The sequence below is a fragment of the Clostridium pasteurianum genome (genome assembly GCF_001705235.1).
Classification (GTDB): domain Bacteria; phylum Bacillota; class Clostridia; order Clostridiales; family Clostridiaceae; genus Clostridium_S; species Clostridium_S pasteurianum_A.
On sequence record NZ_MCGV01000001.1, the window covers coordinates 2,848,011 to 2,870,835 of the forward strand.

General features: G+C 33.6%; 21 protein-coding genes, 2 tRNA genes and 1 other annotated feature. All 23 genes read left to right on the top strand.

All coding sequences use genetic code 11. The features are described 5' to 3' along the window. Positions 1-552: 552 nt before the first annotated feature. The 23 genes from BEE63_RS12700 to rpsJ all read left to right on the top strand — a co-directional run bounded on the left by BEE63_RS12700 (position 553) and on the right by rpsJ (position 22,796). Positions 553-987: a Mini-ribonuclease 3 gene (locus BEE63_RS12700; protein ID WP_066021737.1), complete on the top strand. Its 435-nt coding sequence runs from the start codon at positions 553-555 to the stop codon at positions 985-987. A gap of 4 nt (positions 988-991) precedes the next feature. Next, positions 992-2,311, top strand: a complete 1,320-nt coding sequence (locus BEE63_RS12705; protein WP_066021738.1) for an FAD-dependent thymidylate synthase — start codon at positions 992-994, stop codon at positions 2,309-2,311. A gap of 17 nt (positions 2,312-2,328) precedes the next feature. After that, the gene (rlmB, locus tag BEE63_RS12710) at positions 2,329-3,081 is read left to right on the top strand and encodes a 23S rRNA (guanosine(2251)-2'-O)-methyltransferase RlmB (RefSeq protein WP_066021739.1); all 753 of its coding nucleotides are present in this window, start codon (positions 2,329-2,331) and stop codon (positions 3,079-3,081) included. A gap of 4 nt (positions 3,082-3,085) precedes the next feature. Beyond that, positions 3,086-3,604: an NYN domain-containing protein gene (locus tag BEE63_RS12715; protein WP_066021740.1), complete on the top strand. Its 519-nt coding sequence runs from the start codon at positions 3,086-3,088 to the stop codon at positions 3,602-3,604. A gap of 55 nt (positions 3,605-3,659) precedes the next feature. Beyond that, positions 3,660-4,322 (top strand): RNA polymerase sporulation sigma factor SigH, encoded by a 663-nt coding sequence (gene sigH / locus BEE63_RS12720; protein WP_066021741.1) that lies wholly within the window; start codon positions 3,660-3,662, stop codon positions 4,320-4,322. A gap of 67 nt (positions 4,323-4,389) precedes the next feature. Next, positions 4,390-4,464 (top strand) — tRNA-Gly (locus tag BEE63_RS12725). A 6-nt stretch (positions 4,465-4,470) separates the two neighbouring features. Continuing rightward, positions 4,471-4,546, top strand: a tRNA-Thr gene (locus BEE63_RS12730). Between the two features lie 201 nt (positions 4,547-4,747). After that, a complete protein-coding gene (tuf, locus tag BEE63_RS12735) occupies positions 4,748-5,941 on the top strand; it encodes an elongation factor Tu (RefSeq protein ID WP_066021742.1) in 1,194 nt (397 codons plus the stop codon). 293 nt (positions 5,942-6,234) lie between these two features. After that, the gene (gene rpmG / locus BEE63_RS12740; RefSeq protein ID WP_066021743.1) at positions 6,235-6,384 is read left to right on the top strand and encodes a 50S ribosomal protein L33; all 150 of its coding nucleotides are present in this window, start codon (positions 6,235-6,237) and stop codon (positions 6,382-6,384) included. A gap of 40 nt (positions 6,385-6,424) precedes the next feature. Then, positions 6,425-6,655: a preprotein translocase subunit SecE gene (gene secE, locus BEE63_RS12745; RefSeq protein ID WP_066021744.1), complete on the top strand. Its 231-nt coding sequence runs from the start codon at positions 6,425-6,427 to the stop codon at positions 6,653-6,655. A 39-nt stretch (positions 6,656-6,694) separates the two neighbouring features. Beyond that, a complete protein-coding gene (nusG, locus tag BEE63_RS12750; protein WP_066021745.1) occupies positions 6,695-7,216 on the top strand; it encodes a transcription termination/antitermination protein NusG in 522 nt (173 codons plus the stop codon). Positions 7,217-7,251: 35 nt separating this feature from the next. Continuing rightward, the gene (gene rplK / locus BEE63_RS12755) at positions 7,252-7,677 is read left to right on the top strand and encodes a 50S ribosomal protein L11 (protein ID WP_066021746.1); all 426 of its coding nucleotides are present in this window, start codon (positions 7,252-7,254) and stop codon (positions 7,675-7,677) included. Positions 7,678-7,728: 51 nt separating this feature from the next. Beyond that, a complete protein-coding gene (gene rplA / locus BEE63_RS12760; protein WP_066021747.1) occupies positions 7,729-8,418 on the top strand; it encodes a 50S ribosomal protein L1 in 690 nt (229 codons plus the stop codon). A gap of 24 nt (positions 8,419-8,442) precedes the next feature. Continuing rightward, positions 8,443-8,571, top strand: a sequence feature (ribosomal protein L10 leader region). 34 nt (positions 8,572-8,605) lie between these two features. Next, complete coding sequence (gene rplJ, locus BEE63_RS12765; RefSeq protein WP_066021748.1) at positions 8,606-9,112, top strand: 50S ribosomal protein L10; 507 nt, start codon at positions 8,606-8,608, stop codon at positions 9,110-9,112. Positions 9,113-9,152: 40 nt separating this feature from the next. After that, complete coding sequence (gene rplL / locus BEE63_RS12770; protein ID WP_066021749.1) at positions 9,153-9,518, top strand: 50S ribosomal protein L7/L12; 366 nt, start codon at positions 9,153-9,155, stop codon at positions 9,516-9,518. Positions 9,519-9,809: 291 nt separating this feature from the next. After that, entirely contained in the window at positions 9,810-13,538 is a 3,729-nt protein-coding gene (rpoB, locus tag BEE63_RS12775; protein WP_066021750.1) for a DNA-directed RNA polymerase subunit beta, read from the top strand. 21 nt (positions 13,539-13,559) lie between these two features. Next, a complete protein-coding gene (gene rpoC, locus BEE63_RS12780; protein ID WP_066021751.1) occupies positions 13,560-17,108 on the top strand; it encodes a DNA-directed RNA polymerase subunit beta' in 3,549 nt (1,182 codons plus the stop codon). Between the two features lie 243 nt (positions 17,109-17,351). Then, a complete protein-coding gene (locus tag BEE63_RS12785; protein WP_066021752.1) occupies positions 17,352-17,591 on the top strand; it encodes a ribosomal L7Ae/L30e/S12e/Gadd45 family protein in 240 nt (79 codons plus the stop codon). A 91-nt stretch (positions 17,592-17,682) separates the two neighbouring features. Beyond that, positions 17,683-18,060 (top strand): 30S ribosomal protein S12, encoded by a 378-nt coding sequence (gene rpsL / locus BEE63_RS12790; protein WP_066021753.1) that lies wholly within the window; start codon positions 17,683-17,685, stop codon positions 18,058-18,060. 188 nt (positions 18,061-18,248) lie between these two features. Continuing rightward, a complete protein-coding gene (gene rpsG, locus BEE63_RS12795) occupies positions 18,249-18,719 on the top strand; it encodes a 30S ribosomal protein S7 (RefSeq protein WP_066021754.1) in 471 nt (156 codons plus the stop codon). A 157-nt stretch (positions 18,720-18,876) separates the two neighbouring features. Beyond that, positions 18,877-20,940, top strand: a complete 2,064-nt coding sequence (fusA, locus tag BEE63_RS12800) for an elongation factor G (protein WP_066021755.1) — start codon at positions 18,877-18,879, stop codon at positions 20,938-20,940. A 28-nt stretch (positions 20,941-20,968) separates the two neighbouring features. Next, positions 20,969-22,162, top strand: a complete 1,194-nt coding sequence (tuf, locus tag BEE63_RS12805; protein WP_066021742.1) for an elongation factor Tu — start codon at positions 20,969-20,971, stop codon at positions 22,160-22,162. A gap of 325 nt (positions 22,163-22,487) precedes the next feature. After that, positions 22,488-22,796: a 30S ribosomal protein S10 gene (gene rpsJ, locus BEE63_RS12810; RefSeq protein WP_010966413.1), complete on the top strand. Its 309-nt coding sequence runs from the start codon at positions 22,488-22,490 to the stop codon at positions 22,794-22,796. Positions 22,797-22,825 lie beyond the last annotated feature (29 nt).

Here is a 22,825-nt window from a genome sequence, read left to right on the forward strand (position 1 = left end):
ACTTATCATAACAGGGGTTTGGGTCTTTAGACCCATTATCCTTCTTTATAAAATACAGGCTATCTTAATGTTTACGATTGAATTTTGGATTTGTTAATCAAAAAATTCAATTAGGTATTACATAATTAAGAGTGCTTATATTAGGTTAAGAAGGATAATGGGCAAAGCCCAAACCCCTGTTATGATAATGCTCAGACAAATTAAAATTTCTAAGTCTTTTCACTATTTGGGGCAAAGTCTTATTGAGCTTTATTTAAATTGTTCACAAAACACTATTATTTTCATTGGGGTAAAGGCAAGGAGGAAAGGCATCCATAACCTTTTGCCGAAGGTGAAACCCTGTACCTGCTGAAGGGCGAAGCGATGTCAAGCGCCACACACCTCAGTGTCAGCTGACCACAAACTTTTTAGCGGTGTATTTTTCCGCTAACTCCCCCCGACTTACTTCGCAATATTTATAAACTGAGAATTATTAATTTTAATTCTACAACCCCCAAATTTGTAGTCTTATATGTTATAATCTTCTTTAGAATAATTTAGGGAGATGCTTTAATGGATTTTAATAGTTTAGATAAAAAGTTCACTGAAAATAGAGCTAGACAGCTTAACCCACTGGTTTTGGCATTTGTAGGAGATGCTGTTTATGAGAATTTTGTAAGAATATACTTAACAGATAAATATGATACTATGACAGTAAATAAACTTCATATAAAAGCAATTGAATTTGTAAAGGCTCATGCACAAAGCGAATTTATGAAAAAAATTTATGATGATTTGAATGAAGATGAGAAATATATATATAAAAGGGGAAGAAATGCAAAATCAGGGACTTCACCAAAGAATGCTGATATATGTGAATATAGGACGGCGACTGGCTTTGAAGCTCTAATAGGATACCTTTATATAACAGATAAAATGGAAAGAGTTAATTTTATACTTGAAAAGATAGTAGATATAAAAGAACAGCAAGATAAAATTGGAAGGTGAAAAAATGAATATAACTAATTTTGAACAAGTGGGACTAGATAAAGTTGGAGAAATATTAAGTAAAGAACAAGCTAAAAATATAAATGAAAGCGATCTTAGAGAAATTTTAAAATATTCAAATGTATCTTTTGTTTTAGAGGGTATTAATAGACTTCAAAGCACTCTAATATGTGAGCTTAAGGCTTCATATGTTCAGCAGAGTCAAAGATATGTAACTCTTAAGGAGGATAATTTTATTATTCCTGAGCTTGAAGAGAATGATGAATTAAAGGCAAAGGGATTGTTTAGGCAAGCTTTTGAACTTTATGAGAACATGTCACGTCTTAAGGAAGGGGAATTTAAGGGAAGACCTAAGGCGGAAAATTATTTGTATGGTATACCTATTGAAGATGCTAGATATATACTTCCTTTAGCTTGCAAAACTAATATAAGTGTGACTATGAATGGTGAGAAACTTATTGATTTATTTTATTTAATTAATGATGATAGATATTCTGAAATTTTTGGAGAAGTTAAAGCGCTCCTTTTGAGCAAATTACCAGAAAGACTATCATGCTTTATGGATAAGATGAAAAAACAGTATAATATCAATTTTATTAAAGATTTTTATGAAGAGTACTTTAATAAAATAAATGAATGTGATAATATGATTTTACTTAATTCATTTAAGGATTTAAACCTTAAGGTAGGACTGGGAGCCATAACGAGCACTCATGCAAAAACACCTTCGGAAGTTATGGAAAATTGGGCAGAGGAAGCTGATGAAAAAGCAAAGGGTGTGACAAAAAGAGTTCTTGGATACGGGCACGAAAGTATTGCTGAGCAGGCAAGGACGACTTTTGGTATGATGTGCAGCATGGTTACATATCATCAGCAGATTAGACATAGATTGTCCCAAAATCACCGTGAAGAATTATGCGGCATGATAAAGGATAAAGGCAGAAAAGCAGTAGTTCCACAGACTATTAAAAATTCTAAGTTCTATGAAAGTTTTGTAAGTTTAGTGCATGAATTTAAAGAGTTTAGAAGTTACATACTAAAGAAATATGGAGAAGATAAGGCTCTAAATTTTTTACTTAATTGTGATCAAATAAAATTAATAATATCAACTAATGCCAGGATAGATAGTCAGATGTTATCAGATAGAATATGTTTAAATGCACAGTGGGAAATAAGGGAATTATCAACTAAGAAACTAAATATACTTAGGGAAATGTCTGAAGTATTATATGTAAAAGCACTTCCGCCTTGTGTTTATGGAAAGTGCAAAGAAGGAAAGTTTACCTGTGGAAAGCAGCTAGCTATGAAGGAAAAATTTGCTTAAAAATATATGGAGGAAATATGGATAATAGAGAAGATTTAATAGAAGGTAGAAATGCTGTAATAGAGGCTTTAAAATCAGATTCAACTATAGAGCAAATACTTGTAGCAAAAGGTAAAAATGAAGGCTCTATAAATGTAGTACTTGCAAAAGCACGAGAAAAGAAAATACCAGTAAAATATGTTGATAGAAAAAAACTTGATAGTATGTCAAATGGAGATGCACATCAGGGTGTAATAGCTATATCAACCCCATATAGTTATTGTGATGTGGATGATATTATTTCAAGTGCTAGAGATAAAAATGAAGATCCTTTTATACTTATTTTAGATCAAATAGAAGATCCACATAATTTAGGTTCTATAATAAGGACAGCAGAAGTGTCTGGTGTTCATGGAATTATAATACCTAAGAGAAGAAATGTAGGAGTAACCCCAACTGTATATAAAACATCCGCTGGTGCAGTTAAATATGTTAAAATTGCAAAAGTAAGCAACATAAATTCTGTTATAGATAAACTTAAAAAAGATGGAATATGGATATATGGTGCTGAAATTGATGGAAAGGATTACTGCTTTAACCAAGACATGACTGGAGCCTGCGCACTTGTAATAGGTAGTGAGGGAAAGGGAATATCAAAGCTCACTAAGGAAAAGTGTGATATACTTGTTAAAATACCTATGATAGGTAAAGTGAATTCACTTAATGCATCTGTAGCAGCAGGCATTGTTATGTATGAGGTATTGAAGCAGAGAATGACAAAACGAGGATAGAGTATTGAAGACTATTTTTGTAGATGGATATAACGTTATAAATAGTTGGGGAGAACTTAATAGTATAAAAGATGATATTAGCCTTGAAAGTTCAAGAGAAAGATTAATTGAAATATTGGTGGAATATGGTGAGTTTATGAATTGCAAGATTATACTTGTTTTTGATGCACATCATATTCCTGGAAATACTGGTGAAACAATAAAGTTACATGACAAATTTAGTATCGTGTATACAAAAGAATCAGAGACTGCGGATAGTTTTATCGAAAGATATGTAAATAAAATTGGGAGAAAATCTGAAGTTTGCGTGGTTACATCCGATAATTTAGAACAGCAGGTTATTTTTCAAAGAGGTTCTACAAGAATGTCTTCTCTTGAATTTTACAAAGATGTAAAACGAATTCAGGAAAAAATAAGTAGAAAAGCTGAAAAAATTAGTATGGAAAAGAAATATAACCGTGTGGAAGATAGAATTGATAAAAATATATTGGAAAAATTAGATAAAATAAGGAAAAATCTTTAAACACGTATTGACTTGAAAAATATTACTATTGTATAATTGTCGTATGGGTGTTACCATGGGGGGGATATTAGTGAATAACGAGGTTGCTTATAATCAAGAAGTGAATTTAGAAGATAAATTAGATGAAGAAATAGTAATGATGGCAAAACTTGGTGACGAAAAATCTCAAGAATATTTGATTAATAAGTACTATAATTTTGTAAAAGCCAAAGCAAAATCATATTTTTTGATAGGTGCAGATAAAGAAGATATATGCCAAGAAGGTATGATAGGCTTATATAAAGCAATAAGAGATTTTAAACCCAATAAATTATCCTCTTTTAAAGCCTTTGCAGAACTTTGCATAACTAGACAGATTATTACAGCAATAAAGACTGCAACTAGACAAAAGCATATACCACTTAATACATATATTTCTTTGAACAAGCCTCTCTATGATGAAGATTCAGATAGGACATTATTCGATGTAGTATCGGGTGCTGAGGTATCTGATCCAGAGGAACTTATTATAAGCAAGGAAGAGGTTAAAAAGATAAAGAAAAGTATGCTTAAAGTGCTTTCGGGTTTAGAAATAGAGGTTTTAGAGTCATATTTGGAAGGTAAATCTTATCAAGAGATTGCTAAAGAATTGGACAGGTGTTCTAAATCAATTGACAATGCACTTCAAAGAGTTAAAAGAAAATTAGAAAAATGCTTGGAAAAAAATAAAATATATTGACAAAGAAAATTCTTGATAGTAAAATAAGTAATTGGTATACAACTAATAGGATTTAGCATTATAATATGCGGGAATAGCTCAGTGGTAGAGTACTAGCTTCCCAAGCTGGGTGCCGCGGGTTCGAGTCCCGTTTCCCGCTCCATTAGTTGCCCATGTGGCTCAGTAGGTAGAGCGTCACCTTGGTAAGGTGGAGGTCGCCAGTTCAAATCTGGTCGTGGGCTCCAGAAAACTTTATTATATAGAACACACCAGGAACAGTTTACATGAAGAAGCTAAGTCTTATCATGTTTTGTCCATAATGTATGCATAATTAAAATTTATGAATATATGGTGTTCTATAGCAAATACTTTAAATACATTACTAATTGTTGTGTAATGCAATAAAATATTAATTGTTTACAATCAGTATTAAGGAGGAACCATTAATGGCAAAGGAAAAATTTGAAAGAACGAAACCACATGTAAACATAGGAACAATAGGACACGTAGATCATGGTAAGACAACATTGACAGCAGCAATAACAACAATTTTATCAAAAGAAGGAAAAGCAAAAGCCTTCAAATATGATGAAATAGATAAGGCACCAGAAGAAAAAGAAAGAGGAATAACAATCAACACATCACATGTTGAGTATGAGACAGATAATAGACATTATGCGCATGTAGACTGTCCAGGACATGCTGATTATGTAAAGAACATGATCACAGGAGCAGCACAGATGGATGGAGCAATACTAGTAGTAAGTGCAGCAGATGGCCCAATGCCACAGACAAGAGAACATATATTACTAGCATCAAGAGTTGGAGTACAATATATAGTAGTATTCTTAAATAAAGCAGATCAGGTAGATGATCCAGAATTAATCGACCTAGTAGAGATGGAAGTAAGAGAATTATTAAATGAATATGGATTCCCAGGGGATGATACACCAATCGTCGTAGGAAGTGCATTAAAGGCATTACAGAATCCAGATGATGAAGAAGCAACAAAACCAGTAAGAGATTTAATGAAAGCAGTAGATGAATACATTCCAACACCAGATAGACCAACAGATAAACCATTCTTAATGCCAATAGAAGATGTATTCACAATAACAGGAAGAGGAACAGTAGCAACAGGAAGAGTTGAAACTGGAACATTAAAAGTAGGAGACGAAGTAGAAATCGTCGGAATGAAAGATGAAATAACAAAGGTAGTAGTAACCGGAGTTGAAATGTTCAGAAAGACACTTGATAGTGCATTAGCAGGAGATAACATCGGAGCATTATTAAGAGGAGTACAGAGAGAAGACATCGAAAGAGGTCAGGTACTAGCAAAACCAGGATCAATAACACCACATCATAAATTTGTAGGTCAGGTATATGTATTAAAGAAAGAAGAAGGCGGAAGACATACACCATTCTTTAATGGATATAGACCACAGTTCTACTTCAGAACAACAGATGTAACAGGAACAATCCAGTTACCAGAAGGAGTAGAAATGGTAATGCCAGGAGACCATATAGATATGACAGTAGAATTAATAACAAAAGTAGCAATGAACGAGAACTTAAGATTCGCAATAAGAGAAGGCGGAAGAACAGTTGGTTCAGGAGTTGTTACTAGCATTATAGAATAATTTGCTTAAGATATAATGATATTATATTGAAGCATAACATTATATAAAATTGTTTTCCTACATGTGTAAACGGACTGGGTAACAAACCTAGTCCGTTTATGAAATTAAAATTAATTTACAAATTTAATATACACATGATCGCGTATATATTAAGTTAAACTTAAAAATTTAAAGTCGAAAATAGTAAGTCCTTGATATGTATTTGACACGCAGCAAGAATTGTGATAATATATTGAGGTAGTGCGTATTTTAGCAAGACAGAATAAATTTTCTTAAATTGGGAGGTGTAGATTGTGAGAGTAAAATTAGCTTTAGCTTGCACAGAATGTAAGCAGAGAAATTACAACACAATGAAAAATAAGAAAAATGATCCAGATAGATTAGAAATGAAAAAATATTGTCCATTTTGCCACAAACATACACTTCATAAAGAGACAAAATAGCATATCAAGCCGTAATTTCATAAATGGGATGTGAATAAAAATGGCTGTTAATGTAAAAAATAGAAATGTGGAAAAATCACCGTTAAAAGGTTTTATTGGATTTTTTAAAGACTTGGGGGCTGAAACTCATAGAATTACTTGGCCTTCTAAAGAAGATACAAAGAAAACTACAATAGTAGTGCTTGCTTTTTGTGCACTGTATATTATAGTGGTAGCAATAATGGATTATGGTTTTAATAACCTCTTTAAGGTGATCTTTAGTAAGATGTAAAGGAGGTTATGGGTTCAGGATTTCCTGTTCCATAAAAATATGAGTGAAAAAGCTAAATGGTATGTTGTACATACGTATTCTGGTTATGAGAATAAGGTAAAAGCAAACATCGAAAAAACTATTGAAAATAGAAATTTGCAAAATTTGATTTTTGATATTCAAGTACCTCTTCAAGAGGAAGTTGAAGAAAAAGATGGTAAAAAGAAGGTAACTTTAAAAAAGATATTCCCAAGCTATGTTCTTTTAAAAATGATAATGACAGATGAGTCTTGGTATGTTGTTAGAAATACACGTGGATGTACTGGATTCGTAGGACCAGGATCAAAACCTGTTCCATTAACAGACGAAGAAGTTAGATCTATGGGCATAAGCGAGAAACCTGTTGATATTGATGTAGCTGTTGGCGAAAATGTTAAAGTTATTTCAGGACCACTTTTAAACCAAGTGGCACTTATTCAAGAAGTTAACTCAGAAAAAGGCAAATTAAAAGGTTTAGTTAATATGTTTGGCAGGGAAACTCCTGTTGAGCTTGATTTTAATCAAATAGAAAAACTAGATTAGTAAGGTCAATACCTTATCTTAGGAGGTGTAAGTTCATGGCAAAGAAAGTAGTAGGCTTAATAAAACTACAATTACCTGCAGGAAAAGCAACTCCAGCACCACCAGTTGGTCCAGCATTAGGACAGCATGGTGTAAATATCATGGCATTCTGTAAAGAATACAATGCTAAAACTGCTAAACAAGCTGGATTTACTATCCCAGTTGTAATTACAGTTTATCAGGATAGATCTTTTAGTTTTATACTTAAGACTCCTCCTGCAGCAGTATTAATAAAGAAAGCAGCTGGTATTGAAAGTGGTTCAGGTGTTCCTAACAAGACAAAAGTTGGTAAACTAACTAAGGAACAAGTTAAAGAAATCGCTCAAACAAAGATGCCAGATTTAAATGCAGCATCAATAGAAGCTGCAATGAGCATGATAGCTGGAACAGCTAGAAGTATGGGTGTAGAAGTAGAAGATTAGTTTTAAAACAGTGGGAGACACAGTCGTTATTACCACAAAGGAGGATTTTAAATGGGTAAAAAGTATATTGAAAGTGCAAAATTAGTAGATAAGAACACTCTCTATACTCCAGAAGAAGCAATGGATTTAGTCGTAAAGACTTCTAAAGCTAAATTTGATGAGACAGTAGAACTTGCTGTAAGACTTGGAGTAGATCCAAGACATGCAGACCAGCAAGTAAGAGGCGTTGTTATTTTGCCTAATGGAACTGGTAAAGAAGTAAGAGTTTTAGTTTTTGCTAAAGGTGACAAAGCTAAAGAAGCAGAAGCAGCAGGAGCTGATTATGTAGGAGCAGAAGAATTAGCAACAAAGATACAAAATGAAAATTGGTTTGATTTTGATGTTGTTGTAGCTACTCCTGATATGATGAGTGTAGTTGGAAGATTAGGAAGAGTACTTGGACCAAAAGGTTTAATGCCAAATCCTAAATCTGGAACTGTTACTTTTGATGTTACAAAAGCATTATCAGAAATCAAAGCTGGTAAAGTTGAATATAGAGTTGATAAAACTGCAATTATTCATGTTCCAGTTGGAAAAAGCTCATTTGGTGCTGAAAAGTTATTTCAAAATTTTCATGCATTAATGGATGCTATTGTAAAAGCTAAGCCAGCTTCAGCTAAAGGACAATATATGAAATCAGTAGTTATATCAAGTACAATGGGACCTGGAGTAAAGGTAAATCCTGTTAAAGTATTAGATTAATTTTGATTTTTTATAATATATTGAATTGAATATGTAAATACTCCGTAGAAAGTAGGTGCGAAAGCGTAAAGGATATCCAACCTACCGAGGATTCCAATATATACGAATATATGGTCTCTTCGTGGTCTACGGAGGGACCTTTAGTTTATTGTGAAAGTTAGTTTTTACTGAGGAGGTGTATATTAAATTGGCAAATGCAAATAGACAATTAAAAGAAGAAAAAGTAGCAGAAATCAAAGAAAAAATGGGAAAAACTCAGGCTATAGTAGTAGTTAAATACCAGGGTTTAACCGTTGAAGAAGATACAGAACTTAGAAAATCTTTGAGAGAAGCCGGAGTAGAGTATAGAGTATATAAGAATTCATTAGTAAAACGTGCTTTAAACGAATTAGGATATGAAGGAATGACTCAATACTTTGAAGGACCAATGGCTGTAGCAATGGGTTACGATGATCCAACAGCTCCAGCAAGAATAATAAATGATTTTGCTAAAGACCATAAAGCATTAGAATTAGTTTCAGGATACGTTCAAGGCGAAGTATTTGATGCTAATAAAATTAAAGAACTTGCTTCTGTTCCATCAAAAGAAGTTCTTATTGCAAAATTACTTGGAAGTTTCAAAGCTCCTTTATCAAAATTCACTTGTCTTTTAAGTGCAATTAAAGATAAAAAGGATTCAGAAGAACAAGCATAAAAAAATATTAAATTGTAAAAATTTCGGAGGTGCTATAAAAATGACAAAGGAAGATATTATCGAAGCTATAAAAGGTATGTCTGTTTTAGAATTAAATGATTTAGTAAAAGCATGTGAGGAAGAATTTGGAGTTAGCGCTGCAGCTCCAGTAGCAGCAGGCGCAGCAGGTGCAGCAGGTGCTGCAGCTGAAGAAAAATCTGAATTTGATGTTGTACTTGCAGAAGTAGGTGCTAAAAAATTACAGGTTATAAAAGCTGTTAGAGAAATAACTGGTCTTGGATTAAAAGATGCTAAAGCATTAGTTGATGGAGCTCCTAAGACTGTAAAAGAAGCTGTAGCTAAAGAGGAAGCTGAAGGAATGAAAGCTAAACTTGAAGAAGCAGGCGCAAAAGTAGAATTAAAGTAGTATTTTGTAATGTTTTGTTAAAAGCACTCCTTTAGGGGTGCTTTTTTAAGGTCTCTATATAATATAAAAATATAAGATAGTAAAAAATTAAAAACTATGTTGACAAATCCATTTGCATATGGTAAAATAACGAAATGCAATGGAATATTTAATTATATAATAATATTAGATGTATTTTTATTAATTAAATGGTTATAATAACAAAATAGTTGTTTAATGTACGCAATCCAAAAGTGTACTTTATTGTAGTGCATTTTTGGTTATTTTAGTTTATACAAGGGGTGAAGGCTAATGATACATCCTGTCCAAGTTGGTAAAAGAACTAGGATGAGTTTTTCTAAACTCAATGAGATTGGAGTAATGCCAAATCTTATTGAGGTGCAGTTAGATTCATACAAATGGTTTTTAAACAGTGGGCTTCAAGAGATATTTGATGACATTAATCCAATTCAAGATTATACAGGGAATCTTATACTGGAATTTATTGGTTACAAACTCGATATGGATAATATCAAATATTCCGTTGAGGAATGTAAAGAAAGAGACACCACTTATGCAGCACCACTTAAGGTTAAAGTAAGATTGCTTAATAAGGAAACTGGTGAAGTAAAAGAACAAGAAGTATTTATGGGTGATTTCCCTTTAATGACAGAGCAAGGAACATTTATAATTAACGGTGCAGAAAGAGTAATTGTAAGTCAGCTTGTTAGATCTCCAGGTGTTTATTATGATTATACGGTAGACAAAAATGGTAAAAAATTATTTTCTTCTACAGTAATTCCTAATAGGGGGGCGTGGTTAGAGTATGAAACAGATTCTAATAGCGTTATTCATGTTAGGATAGATAAGACAAGAAAATTGCCAATTACTATACTTGTAAGGGCAATGGGACTTGGTTCTGATGCTGAAATAGTTAACTATTTTGGCGAAGAAGAAAGATTAAAATCTACAATAGAAAAAGACAATACGAAGACTAGGGAAGAGGCGCTTCTTGAAATTTATAAAAGACTTAGACCAGGTGAACCACCAACGGTCGATAGTGCTTTTTCACTTATTAATTCGTTATTTTTTGATGCTAAAAGATATGACTTATCTAGGGTTGGAAGATACAAATTTAATAAGAAACTAGCTATTAGTATGAGAATTTCTAATAGAACAGCCGCTCAGGATATTGTAAATTCTGAAACAGGTGAAATAATTGTAGAAAAAGGTCAAAGAATAAGCAGAGAAAAGGCATTAGAAATTCAAAACTTGGGTATAAATTCAGTTGATATTTCAATTGATGATAATATCGTAAGAGTTATAGGTAATAATTTTGTTGATATAAAAAATTACATAAAGTTTGACATAAGCAGCTTAAATATTAAAGAATTAGTATATTATCCTTTACTTAAGGAAATTTTAGATAATTATACAGATGAAGAATCTATAAAAGAACAACTCAAGAAAAATATTCATAAATTAGTTCCAAAACATATTATAAAAGATGATATGTTTGCTACAGTAAGTTATGAATTAGGTTTAGCATATGGAATTGGTGATGTTGATGATATAGACCATCTTGGAAACAGAAGAGTTAGATCTGTTGGGGAATTGCTTCAAAATCAATTTAGAATAGGTCTTTCAAGGATGGAAAGAGTAGTTAAGGAAAGAATGACTATACAGGATCAAGAGGTCATCACTCCACAGGCACTTATTAACATAAGACCAGTAGCAGCATCTATAAAAGAATTCTTTGGAAGTTCTCAGCTTTCACAATTTATGGATCAAATTAACCCTCTATCAGAACTTACACATAAAAGAAGATTATCAGCCTTAGGACCTGGTGGACTTTCTAGAGAAAGAGCAGGTTTTGAAGTAAGAGATGTTCATCATTCACATTATGGAAGAATGTGCCCTATAGAGACCCCAGAAGGACCTAATATAGGACTTATAAACTCGCTTGCAACTTATGCAAGGGTAAACGAATATGGTTTTGTAGAAACTCCATATAGGATAGTTAATAAAGAAGAAAAGCGAGTTACTGATGAGATTAGATATTTTACAGCTGATGAAGAAGACCACTGTTTAATAGCTAGGGCAAATGAGCCTATAGATGAAAATGGATACTTTATAGATAAAAAAATAACAGTAAGAGTTCCAGATGCAGTTTTAGTTGTTCCTGCTAATGAAGTTGATTTAATGGATGTTTCGGCAAGGCAGTTGGTTTCTGTTGCAACTGCAATGATACCATTCCTTGAGAATGATGATGCTAGCCGTGCACTTATGGGATCAAACATGCAGCGTCAGGCAGTTCCTCTTTTAAAACCAGAAGCTCCTGTAGTTGGTACAGGTATTGAGCATAAAGCAGCCGTGGATTCTGGAGTTTTACCAAAGGCTAGAAATGCCGGAGTTGTAGATTATGTTAGTGCAAACGAAGTAAGAGTAAAACGTGATTCGGATGGTGGCATTGATACTTATAGATTGTTAAAATTTAAAAGATCAAACCAAGGTACATGTATAAACCAGAGACCGACTGTTGATAAAGGTGAAAAAGTTGCAGAGGGATCTGTTTTAGCGGACGGACAATCAACTGATTTAGGTGAAATTGCACTTGGCAGAAATATAAGAATGGGCTTCATAACATGGGAAGGATATAATTACGAGGATGCTATGCTTATATCTGAGCAGCTTGTTCGTGATGATGTATTTACATCTATTCATATAGAAGAGTATGAAGCAGAAGCTAGAGATACTAAACTTGGACCTGAAGAAATAACAAGAGATATTCCTAATGTTGGAGAAGATGTCCTTAAAGATATCGATGAAAGAGGAATAATAAGAATAGGTGCTGAAGTAAGATCAGGAGATATACTTGTTGGAAAAGTAACACCTAAAGGTGAAACAGAGCTTACAGCAGAAGAGAGACTTTTAAGAGCTATATTTGGTGAGAAAGCAAGAGAAGTAAGAGATACATCTCTTAGAGTTCCACATGGAGAATCTGGAATAATAGTTGATGTAAAAATATTTACAAGGGAAAATGGAGATGAATTACCTCCAGGAGTAAATGAACTTGTAAGATGTTATATTGCTCAAAAGAGAAAGATATCTGTTGGAGATAAAATGTCAGGAAGACATGGTAATAAGGGTGTTATTTCCAGAATATTACCAGAAGAAGATATGCCATTTTTACCTGATGGAAGACCACTTCAAATATGTCTTAATCCTCTAGGAGTTCCTTCACGTATGAATATAGGTCAGGTTTTAGAGGTACATCTTGGATGGGCAGCAGCCAACTTAGGATGGCATATTGCTACTCCAGTATTTGATGGAGCATTAGAGCCGGAAATAGTTGAGTGCCTCAAAAAGGCTGGATATGATGAAGATGGTAAAACTGTTTTATATGATGGTAGAACAGGAGAAGCCTTTGATAGTAGAGTTACTGTAGGCTACATGTATATACTTAAACTTGCACATTTGGTTGACGATAAAATTCATGCTAGATCAACTGGACCATATTCTCTTGTAACTCAGCAGCCATTAGGTGGTAAAGCACAATTTGGTGGTCAGAGATTTGGAGAAATGGAAGTTTGGGCACTTGAAGCTTACGGTGCAGCACATACACTTCAAGAAATATTAACAGTAAAATCTGATGATGTTGTTGGAAGAGTTAAGACATATGAGGCTATAGTTAAGGGTGAAAATATACCTGAACCAGGAATACCAGAATCATTTAAGGTTCTCATAAAGGAATTACAGGCATTGTGTCTTGATGTTAAAGTCTTGTCTGATGAAAATGAAGAAATAGAAATTAAGGAATCAACTGATGAGGATAGCGAGGATTTGGGTGTTAATATAGAAGAAAACGAAGATTCTAGTAAAGTTGAGCCAGCGAAAGCTCAAGATACTCAAGATAATGTAGTAAGCGATAATGAAGAATCTCAAAATGAAACTGAAGATGTAGATATAAATTATGAAGATTTAGATATAGATGATCTTAAAAATGGATTAGGACTTGAAGATTTTAATAATGAACATTAATTATGAAGGGAGGATGTACCCTTGGAATTAAATAATTTTGATGCATTGCAGATAGGATTAGCTTCACCTGAAAAAATAAGAGAGTGGTCTAGAGGGGAAGTAAAAAAGCCTGAAACTATAAACTACAGAACATTAAAGCCGGAAAAGGATGGCCTATTTTGTGAAAGAATATTTGGACCAATAAAAGACTGGGAATGTCACTGCGGAAAATATAAGAGAGTTAGATATAAGGGTATAGTTTGTGATAGATGTGGAGTAGAAGTAACTAAATCAAAAGTTAGACGTGAGAGAATGGGGCACATAGAACTGGCTGCTCCAGTATCTCATATCTGGTATTTTAAAGGAATACCATCACGTATGGGTCTTATGCTTGATATGTCTCCAAGAGCATTAGAGAAAGTTTTATATTTTGCATCCTATGTAGTTTTGGATCCAAAAGAGACTCCTTTATTAAAGAAACAACTATTAAATGAAAGAGAGTACAGAGAAGCAGTAGACAAATACGGTGAAGAATGTTTTGATGCTGGTATGGGTGCAGAGTCAATAAAAAAATTACTTCAAGAAATAGATCTAGATCAATTATCAGAAGAACTTAAATCAAACTTAAAAACAAGTACCGGTCAAAAAAAAGTAAGGATTATAAGAAGACTTGAAGTTGTTGAATCTTTCAGAAAGTCTAAAAATGAACCTGAGTGGATGATAATGGATGTAATACCAGTTATACCTCCAGATTTAAGACCTATGGTTCAATTAGATGGTGGAAGATTTGCTACTTCAGATTTAAATGATTTATATAGAAGAGTTATAAATAGAAACAATAGATTAAAGAAATTATTAGATCTTGGTGCGCCAGATATAATAGTAAGAAATGAAAAGAGAATGCTTCAAGAAGCTGTTGATGCTCTCATAGATAATGGTAGAAGAGGTAGAGCAGTTACAGGACCTGGAAATAGACCGTTGAAATCTTTATCTGATATGCTTAAAGGTAAGCAGGGAAGATTTAGACAGAACTTACTTGGAAAACGTGTTGATTATTCAGGGCGTTCCGTTATAGTTGTTGGACCAGATTTAAAAATGTATCAGTGTGGTCTTCCAAAAGAGATGGCACTTGAATTATTTAAGCCTTTTGTAATGAAAAAGCTTGTTGAGACAGGAGCAGCACACAATATAAAAAGTGCAAAAAGAATGGTTGAAAGGGTTCAAGATCAAGTATGGGATGTACTTGAAGAAGTTATATCTGATCATCCAGTAATGTTAAACCGTGCTCCTACATTGCATAGACTTGGAATTCAAGCATTTCAACCTGTATTAGTTGAAGGAAGAGCAATAAAGCTTCATCCACTTGCTTGTACAGCTTATAATGCTGACTTTGATGGAGATCAGATGGCTGTTCATGTACCTTTATCAGTTGAAGCTCAAGCGGAATCAAGATTTCTTATGCTTGCAGCTCATAATATATTAAAACCTTCAGATGGTAAGCCAGTTTGTGTGCCTACTCAGGATATGGTTTTAGGATCATATTATCTTACAATTGATAAAGATGGAGTTAAAGGTGAAGGAAAAGCATTCACTAATGTTGATGAAGCATTAATGGCATACAGCCTTGGTGAAGTCGATGTTCATGCTAAAGTTAAAGTTAGAGTTGAAAAAGAGATTAATGGTAAAAAAGTTGAAGGAATAATAGAGACTACTGTTGGAAAACTTATTTTTAATGAGTCCATACCTCAGGATTTAGGGTTTATAGATAGAAGTATTCCAGGAAATGAATTACTTCTTGAAATTGATTTTCTTGTTGGTAAGAAAAATTTAGGTGGCATAATTGATAAGTGTTATAGAAAGCATGGGCCAACTAAAACTTGTATTATGCTTGATAAAATTAAAGCAAAAGGATATCATTATTCGACAATTAGTGCTATAACAGTTTCAACTTCTGATATGACAGTACCTCCAAATAAGAAAAAACTTATGACAGAAGCAGAAGCAGCTGTTGATAAGATTGAAAAAATGTATAGAAGAGGATTTATATCCGATGATGAAAGATATGAGAGAGTCATATCAACGTGGACCAAGACAACCGAGAGTGTTGCTGATGCACTTATGGATAACCTTGATAAATTCAATCCAATCTTTATGATGGCTGATTCAGGAGCCAGAGGTTCTAAGAGCCAGATAAAACAGCTTGCAGGAATGAGAGGACTTATGGCGAACCCTTCTGGTAAGATAATAGAGCTTCCTATAAAGGCTTCATTCAGAGAGGGACTTGATGTACTTGAGTACTTTATTTCTACACATGGAGCTAGAAAAGGTAATGCCGATACTGCCCTTAAGACAGCTGATTCAGGATATCTTACAAGAAGACTTGTTGATGTAAGTCAAGATGTTATAGTAAGAACTGAGGATTGTGAAACCACTGAAGGGTTTGAAGTTTCAGAAATTAAAGAAGGAAATGAAGTAATCGAAAGTTTATCTGAAAGATTAATAGGAAGATATGCTTCAGAAGATATAATCAATCCTAAAACAAAAGAAGTTATTGTGAAGAGAAATGATTATATTAATGAAGTTAAAGCACAGGAAGTAGAAAAGTGCGGTGTTAAAAAGGTTAAAATAAGATCTGTATTTACTTGCGATTGTAAATATGGAGTTTGTGCTAAATGCTATGGAATGGATATGGCAACTGCTGAAAAAATTAGTATAGGAGAAGCTGTTGGTATAGTTGCAGCTCAGTCAATTGGTGAGCCGGGTACACAGCTTACAATGAGAACTTTCCATACTGGTGGAGTTGCTGGTTCTGATATAACACAAGGTCTTCCAAGAGTTGAGGAATTATTTGAAGCTAGAAAGCCTAAGGGACTTGCAATGGTAAGTGAGGTTTCTGGTACTGTAAGAGTAGAAGAAACAAAGAAAAAGAGAATTGTATATATAACTACTGAGAGCGGTGAAGAGGTAAGTTATGATATACCATTTGGTTCAAGTTTAAAAGTTAAAAATGGTGATACTATAAGTTCTGGAGATGAAATTACAGAGGGTTCTGTAAATCCACACGATATACTTAGAATAAAGGGTGTAAATGCAGTTAAAAATTATTTGCTTTCTGAAGTTCAAAAAGTATATAGACTCCAGGGTGTTGATATAAATGATAAGCATCTTGAAGTAGTAATAAGACAGATGACAAGAAAAGTAAAAGTAGAAGATTCTGGAGATACAGAATTACTTCCTGGTACTATGATTGATATATTTGATTTTAGAGATGAGAATAGAAAAGCAGAAGAAAATGGTGGAAAACCAGCACAAGCAAGAGTAGCTTTGCTTGGTATAACTAAAGCAGCACTTGCTACAGATTCATTCTTATCAGCAGCATCATTCCAGGAAACAACAAGAGTATTAACTGATGCAGCAATAAAAGGAAAATCAGATCCTCTTGTTGGATTAAAAGAAAATGTAATCATAGGAAAATTGATTCCAGCAGGTACTGGTATGAGCAGATATAAGAGAATAACTATAGATCCAGTAGTTACTGAAAGCGAAAATGATGAAGAAAATAATGTAGAAGAAAACAAAGTAGAAGGCTAAATAGCATTTTATTGACATAATAATTTATAGATGATAAAATAGAAATTGCGTGTAGTTTTCAGAATGTATAATTGGTTAATATTATAATGCAGAGATAAGTTTTTACACTTGTCTCTGCATATGGAATTTATTTGAAAAAAATAGATTGTGCATGTATCTGAGGTTTATTGAAGTTAAAGATCATGTAAGGTTTAAAAATTCATTTGAAATTCTATATGGTTATATATTAAGGAGGATCAGTTTATGGTAAACAGGTTGCCGAAGAATAAAGTAGTAGGCATGAAACAATCGCTCAAAGCTATAAATGAAAGTAAAGCTAAAATTGTTTATATAGCAAAAGATGCTGAATATGAGTTGTTTCAAACTGTTGAAAAATTGGCAAATGAATATTCTCTACAAATAATATATGTAGATACAATGAAAGAACTTGGAAAGCTATGTAATATTGATGTTGAAGCTTCTACTGCTGTTGTTTTGAAGTAGTATTTAGAAGATACATAAAGTTCTTTATTAAATGCGCTATTAACTTAAATTTTTAATAGAATTAGCTAGATTTCAAACAGGAGGTGAAAACATGCCAACAATAAGTCAATTAGTAAGAAAAGGCAGAAAGACAGTAGCATCAAAGTCAACTGCACCAGCTTTAAAAGAATGTCCTCAAAAGAGAGGAGTATGTACAGTCGTAAAGACAGCAACTCCTAAAAAGCCTAACTCAGCTTTAAGAAAAATTGCCAGAGTTAGATTAACAAATGGATATGAAGTAACTGCTTACATACCAGGAGTAGGTCATAATCTTCAGGAACATAGTGTTGTCCTCATAAGAGGAGGAAGAGTTAAGGATTTACCAGGTGTTAGGTATCATATTGTAAGAGGAACATTAGATGCAGCAGGTGTTGCTGACAGAAAACAAGCTAGGTCTAAATACGGTGCTAAGAAACCAAAGGAAAAATAGTATTGTATTTAGTAGTGCTGTGTCTTCGGCATTTATATAGATATATTATAAGTAATATTTATTCAGGTTGAATTGAGTTTATATGCTTTATTAGAATGGCTATAGAATTTGCAGAAGCAAGCACTTTACGGTATTTAATACCGAGTACCTATGAACTTAAATTTCAAATTGTTAAGGAGGGAAGAAAAGTGCCAAGAAAAGGACATATAGCTAAAAGAGATGTATTACCAGATCCATTATACAATAGTAAGGTTGTTACAAAGTTAATAAACAACATAATGGTAGATGGAAAAAAGGGAGTAGCACAGAAAATATGCTATAACGCTTTTGAGTATTTAAAAGAAAAAACTGGTAAGGAACCTATGGAAGTATTTGAAGCTGCAATGAATAATGTAATGCCTTTACTTGAGGTAAAAGCAAGAAGAATCGGAGGAGCTACTTATCAGGTACCAATAGAGGTAAGACCTGAAAGAAGACAGACTCTTGGAATAAGATGGATACTTGCAGCAATAGCTAAAAGAGGAGAAAAATATACTTACTTGAAATTAGCTGGAGAATTATTAGATGCTTCAAATAACACAGGTGCTGCAGTTAAGAAGAGAGAAGATACTCATAAAATGGCAGAGGCTAATAAAGCATTTGCACATTATAGATATTAGTAGCAATATTGCATTGATGTCTTTTAAGACTTTCATGTGTGATTATTGTTAATATTAAAGATATTTAATAAATTTAATATACTTTATAAAACTGTTTTGGTTCTAACCAGAGCAGTTTTATCAGATTTAGTTTGTTTAATGAGAGGAGGAAAAAGTAGTGGCTAGAAAATATCCTTTGGAAAAATTTCGTAACATAGGAATAATGGCACATATTGATGCCGGTAAAACTACAACTACAGAACGTATATTATTTTATACAGGAAAAACTCATAAAATAGGTGAAGTTCATGAGGGCGAAGCTACAATGGACTGGATGGTTCAAGAGCAAGAAAGAGGTATAACAATTACTTCAGCAGCAACAACTTGCTATTGGAAAGGTCATGAAATTAACATTATTGATACGCCAGGACACGTAGATTTTACTGTAGAGGTTGAAAGATCATTAAGAGTTCTTGATGGAGCAGTTGCTGTATTTGATGCAAAAGGTGGAGTTGAACCACAGTCTGAAACAGTTTGGAGACAGGCAGAAAAATACAATGTTCCAAGAATGGCTTATATGAATAAGATGGATATATTAGGAGCTGATTTCTATAGATCAGTTCAAATGATGAGAGATAGACTTCAGGCAAATGCAGTACCTATACAAATACCTATAGGTAAAGAAGATAATTTCGTTGGTTTAATTGATTTAATAAAAAATGAAGCAGTAATCTACGAAGATGATTTAGGTACTATCATAGAAGAACAGGCAATTCCTGATGATATGAAGGAACTGGCTGAAAAATATAGAACTGAAATGATAGAAGCTGTTGTTGAATTAGATGAAAATTTAATGAATAAATATTTAGAGGGAGAAGAGATTTCTGTAGATGAAATCAATGCCGCAATTAGAAAAGGTGTTATTGCAAACGAAATAGTTCCAGTAACATGCGGATCTTCATACAAGAATAAGGGTGTTCAGCAGATGCTTGATGCTGTTGTTGAATATTTACCATCACCTTTAGATATACCTCCAGTTAAAGGAACGGATTTAGATGGAAACGAGTCAGAAAGAAAAGCTGACGATAAAGAACCTTTATCTGCATTAGCTTTTAAAATTGCAACAGATCCATTTGTTGGAAGACTTGCATTCACTAGAATTTATTCAGGTATTATGAAGTCTGGAAGTTATGTTTTAAACTCAACAAAAGGCAAAAAAGAAAGAGTTGGAAGACTTGTAAAAATGCATTCTAATCACAGACAAGAAGTTGATGAGCTTGAAACTGGAGAATTAGGTGCAATAGTTGGTTTAAAATCAACAACTACAGGAGATACACTTTGCGATGAGGATAATCCAATAGTTCTTGAACAAATGGAATTCCCTGATCCAGTTATAGAAGTTGCTATTGAGCCAAAGACTAAAGCTGGTCAAGAAAAAATGGGCATTGCACTTTCAAAGCTTGCAGAAGAAGATCCTACATTCAAGACTTTTACTGATCAGGAAACAGGTCAGACAATTATATCTGGTATGGGAGAATTACATCTTGAAATAATTGTTGATAGGCTTCAAAGAGAATTTAATGTTGAATGTAATGTTGGTAAGCCTCAAGTTGCTTACAAAGAAACCATTAGAAAAGCTGTTAAAGCAGAGGGTAAGTTCATAAGACAGTCTGGTGGTCGTGGACAGTATGGTCACGCTGTTATAGAAATGTCTCCAACAGAGGGCGAGTATGAATTTGAAAATGCTATAGTTGGTGGAGCTGTGCCAAAAGAATACATACAACCTATTGACAATGGTATTCAAGAAGCAGCTTTAAGTGGTATTTTGGCAGGATTCCCTACAATTAATTTTAAGGTTAAGTTAGTTGATGGTTCTTACCATGATGTCGATTCTTCTGAAATGGCATTTAAAATAGCAGGTTCTATGGCATTTAAGAATGCTATGCAAAAAGCAGATCCTGTTATATTGGAACCTGTAATGCAGGTTGAAATAACTGTCCCTGAAGAGTACATGGGAGATGTTATGGGAGACGTTAACTCAAGAAGAGGAAGAATTGAAGGAATGGAGCAAAGATCTGGAGCAGAAGTAATAAGAGCGTTTGTTCCGCTTTCAGAAATGTTTGGATATGCAACTTCACTTAGATCAAAAACTCAAGGTAGAGGAGTATTTACTATGCAGTTTGATCATAATGAAGAAGTACCTAAAAATATTCAAGAAAAAATAATTGGTGAAAGACAATAAAATTATATATTGTTAGGAGGAAATAAAAATGGCAAAGGAAAAATTTGAAAGAACGAAACCACATGTAAACATAGGAACAATAGGACACGTAGATCATGGTAAGACAACATTGACAGCAGCAATAACAACAATTTTATCAAAAGAAGGAAAAGCAAAAGCCTTCAAATATGATGAAATAGATAAGGCACCAGAAGAAAAAGAAAGAGGAATAACAATCAACACATCACATGTTGAGTATGAGACAGATAATAGACATTATGCGCATGTAGACTGTCCAGGACATGCTGATTATGTAAAGAACATGATCACAGGAGCAGCACAGATGGATGGAGCAATACTAGTAGTAAGTGCAGCAGATGGCCCAATGCCACAGACAAGAGAACATATATTACTAGCATCAAGAGTTGGAGTACAATATATAGTAGTATTCTTAAATAAAGCAGATCAGGTAGATGATCCAGAATTAATCGACCTAGTAGAGATGGAAGTAAGAGAATTATTAAATGAATATGGATTCCCAGGGGATGATACACCAATCGTCGTAGGAAGTGCATTAAAGGCATTACAGAATCCAGATGATGAAGAAGCAACAAAACCAGTAAGAGATTTAATGAAAGCAGTAGATGAATACATTCCAACACCAGATAGACCAACAGATAAACCATTCTTAATGCCAATAGAAGATGTATTCACAATAACAGGAAGAGGAACAGTAGCAACAGGAAGAGTTGAAACTGGAACATTAAAAGTAGGAGACGAAGTAGAAATCGTCGGAATGAAAGATGAAATAACAAAGGTAGTAGTAACCGGAGTTGAAATGTTCAGAAAGACACTTGATAGTGCATTAGCAGGAGATAACATCGGAGCATTATTAAGAGGAGTACAGAGAGAAGACATCGAAAGAGGTCAGGTACTAGCAAAACCAGGATCAATAACACCACATCATAAATTTGTAGGTCAGGTATATGTATTAAAGAAAGAAGAAGGCGGAAGACATACACCATTCTTTAATGGATATAGACCACAGTTCTACTTCAGAACAACAGATGTAACAGGAACAATCCAGTTACCAGAAGGAGTAGAAATGGTAATGCCAGGAGACCATATAGATATGACAGTAGAATTAATAACAAAAGTAGCAATGAACGAGAACTTAAGATTCGCAATAAGAGAAGGCGGAAGAACAGTTGGTTCAGGAGTTGTTACTAGCATTATAGAATAATTTGTTCTTATATAACAAAAATGATAAAAAATAGGGAGAGGACGCTCTTCCTATTTTTTATTTATAATTAGTACAATAAAAATCTTGCAAAAACACAATTCGGGGTGTATAATATAAGAGTTGTTATGTGAAAATAGCGATGAAGCAAGAGGTAGCCGTGCTTACGGGGAATTCTTGCTGAGTATGTCACGGTCTTGAACCGGGCGACGGTTATTCCGTAATTATTCTCGTGCGTGTTCTTACATGAAACACCAGGGACAGTTTATAGAATACCCGTTGTTGTGCGTATTAAGTTTAGGCGTGCGATGAAAAGGAGGGAAATGAATTGGCAAAGCAAAAAATAAGAATAAGATTAAAAGCATTTGATCATACAATATTAGATCAATCAGCTGAAAAAATCGTTGAAACTGCAAAAACAACAGGTGCTAAAGTAGCAGGTCCAGTACCTCTACCAACAGAGAAAGATGTGGTTACAATACTTAGATCACCACATAAGTATAAAGACTCTAGAGAGCAGTTTGAAATAAGAACTCATAAAAGACTTATCGATATAATAAGTCCATCACCAAAAACTGTTGATGCATTAATGAGATTAGACTTACCAGCTGGTGTTGATATTGAAATAAAACTTTAATATTTAATTTAAAACGGTTATGATTGCAG

Coding starts and splice junctions, on each gene's coding strand:
- rplK (WP_066021746.1), top strand. CDS start 7,252: ATGGCAAAGAAAGTAGTAGGCTTAATAAAACTACAATTACCTGCAGGA.
- rpoB (WP_066021750.1), top strand. CDS start 9,810: ATGATACATCCTGTCCAAGTTGGTAAAAGAACTAGGATGAGTTTTTCT.
- sigH (WP_066021741.1), top strand. CDS start 3,660: ATGGGGGGGATATTAGTGAATAACGAGGTTGCTTATAATCAAGAAGTG.
- secE (WP_066021744.1), top strand. CDS start 6,425: ATGGCTGTTAATGTAAAAAATAGAAATGTGGAAAAATCACCGTTAAAA.
- rplL (WP_066021749.1), top strand. CDS start 9,153: ATGACAAAGGAAGATATTATCGAAGCTATAAAAGGTATGTCTGTTTTA.
- rpsL (WP_066021753.1), top strand. CDS start 17,683: ATGCCAACAATAAGTCAATTAGTAAGAAAAGGCAGAAAGACAGTAGCA.
- nusG (WP_066021745.1), top strand. CDS start 6,695: ATGAGTGAAAAAGCTAAATGGTATGTTGTACATACGTATTCTGGTTAT.
- BEE63_RS12705 (WP_066021738.1), top strand. CDS start 992: ATGAATATAACTAATTTTGAACAAGTGGGACTAGATAAAGTTGGAGAA.
- rlmB (WP_066021739.1), top strand. CDS start 2,329: ATGGATAATAGAGAAGATTTAATAGAAGGTAGAAATGCTGTAATAGAG.
- rplA (WP_066021747.1), top strand. CDS start 7,729: ATGGGTAAAAAGTATATTGAAAGTGCAAAATTAGTAGATAAGAACACT.
- BEE63_RS12785 (WP_066021752.1), top strand. CDS start 17,352: ATGGTAAACAGGTTGCCGAAGAATAAAGTAGTAGGCATGAAACAATCG.
- BEE63_RS12700 (WP_066021737.1), top strand. CDS start 553: ATGGATTTTAATAGTTTAGATAAAAAGTTCACTGAAAATAGAGCTAGA.
- tuf (WP_066021742.1), top strand. CDS start 4,748: ATGGCAAAGGAAAAATTTGAAAGAACGAAACCACATGTAAACATAGGA.
- tuf (WP_066021742.1), top strand. CDS start 20,969: ATGGCAAAGGAAAAATTTGAAAGAACGAAACCACATGTAAACATAGGA.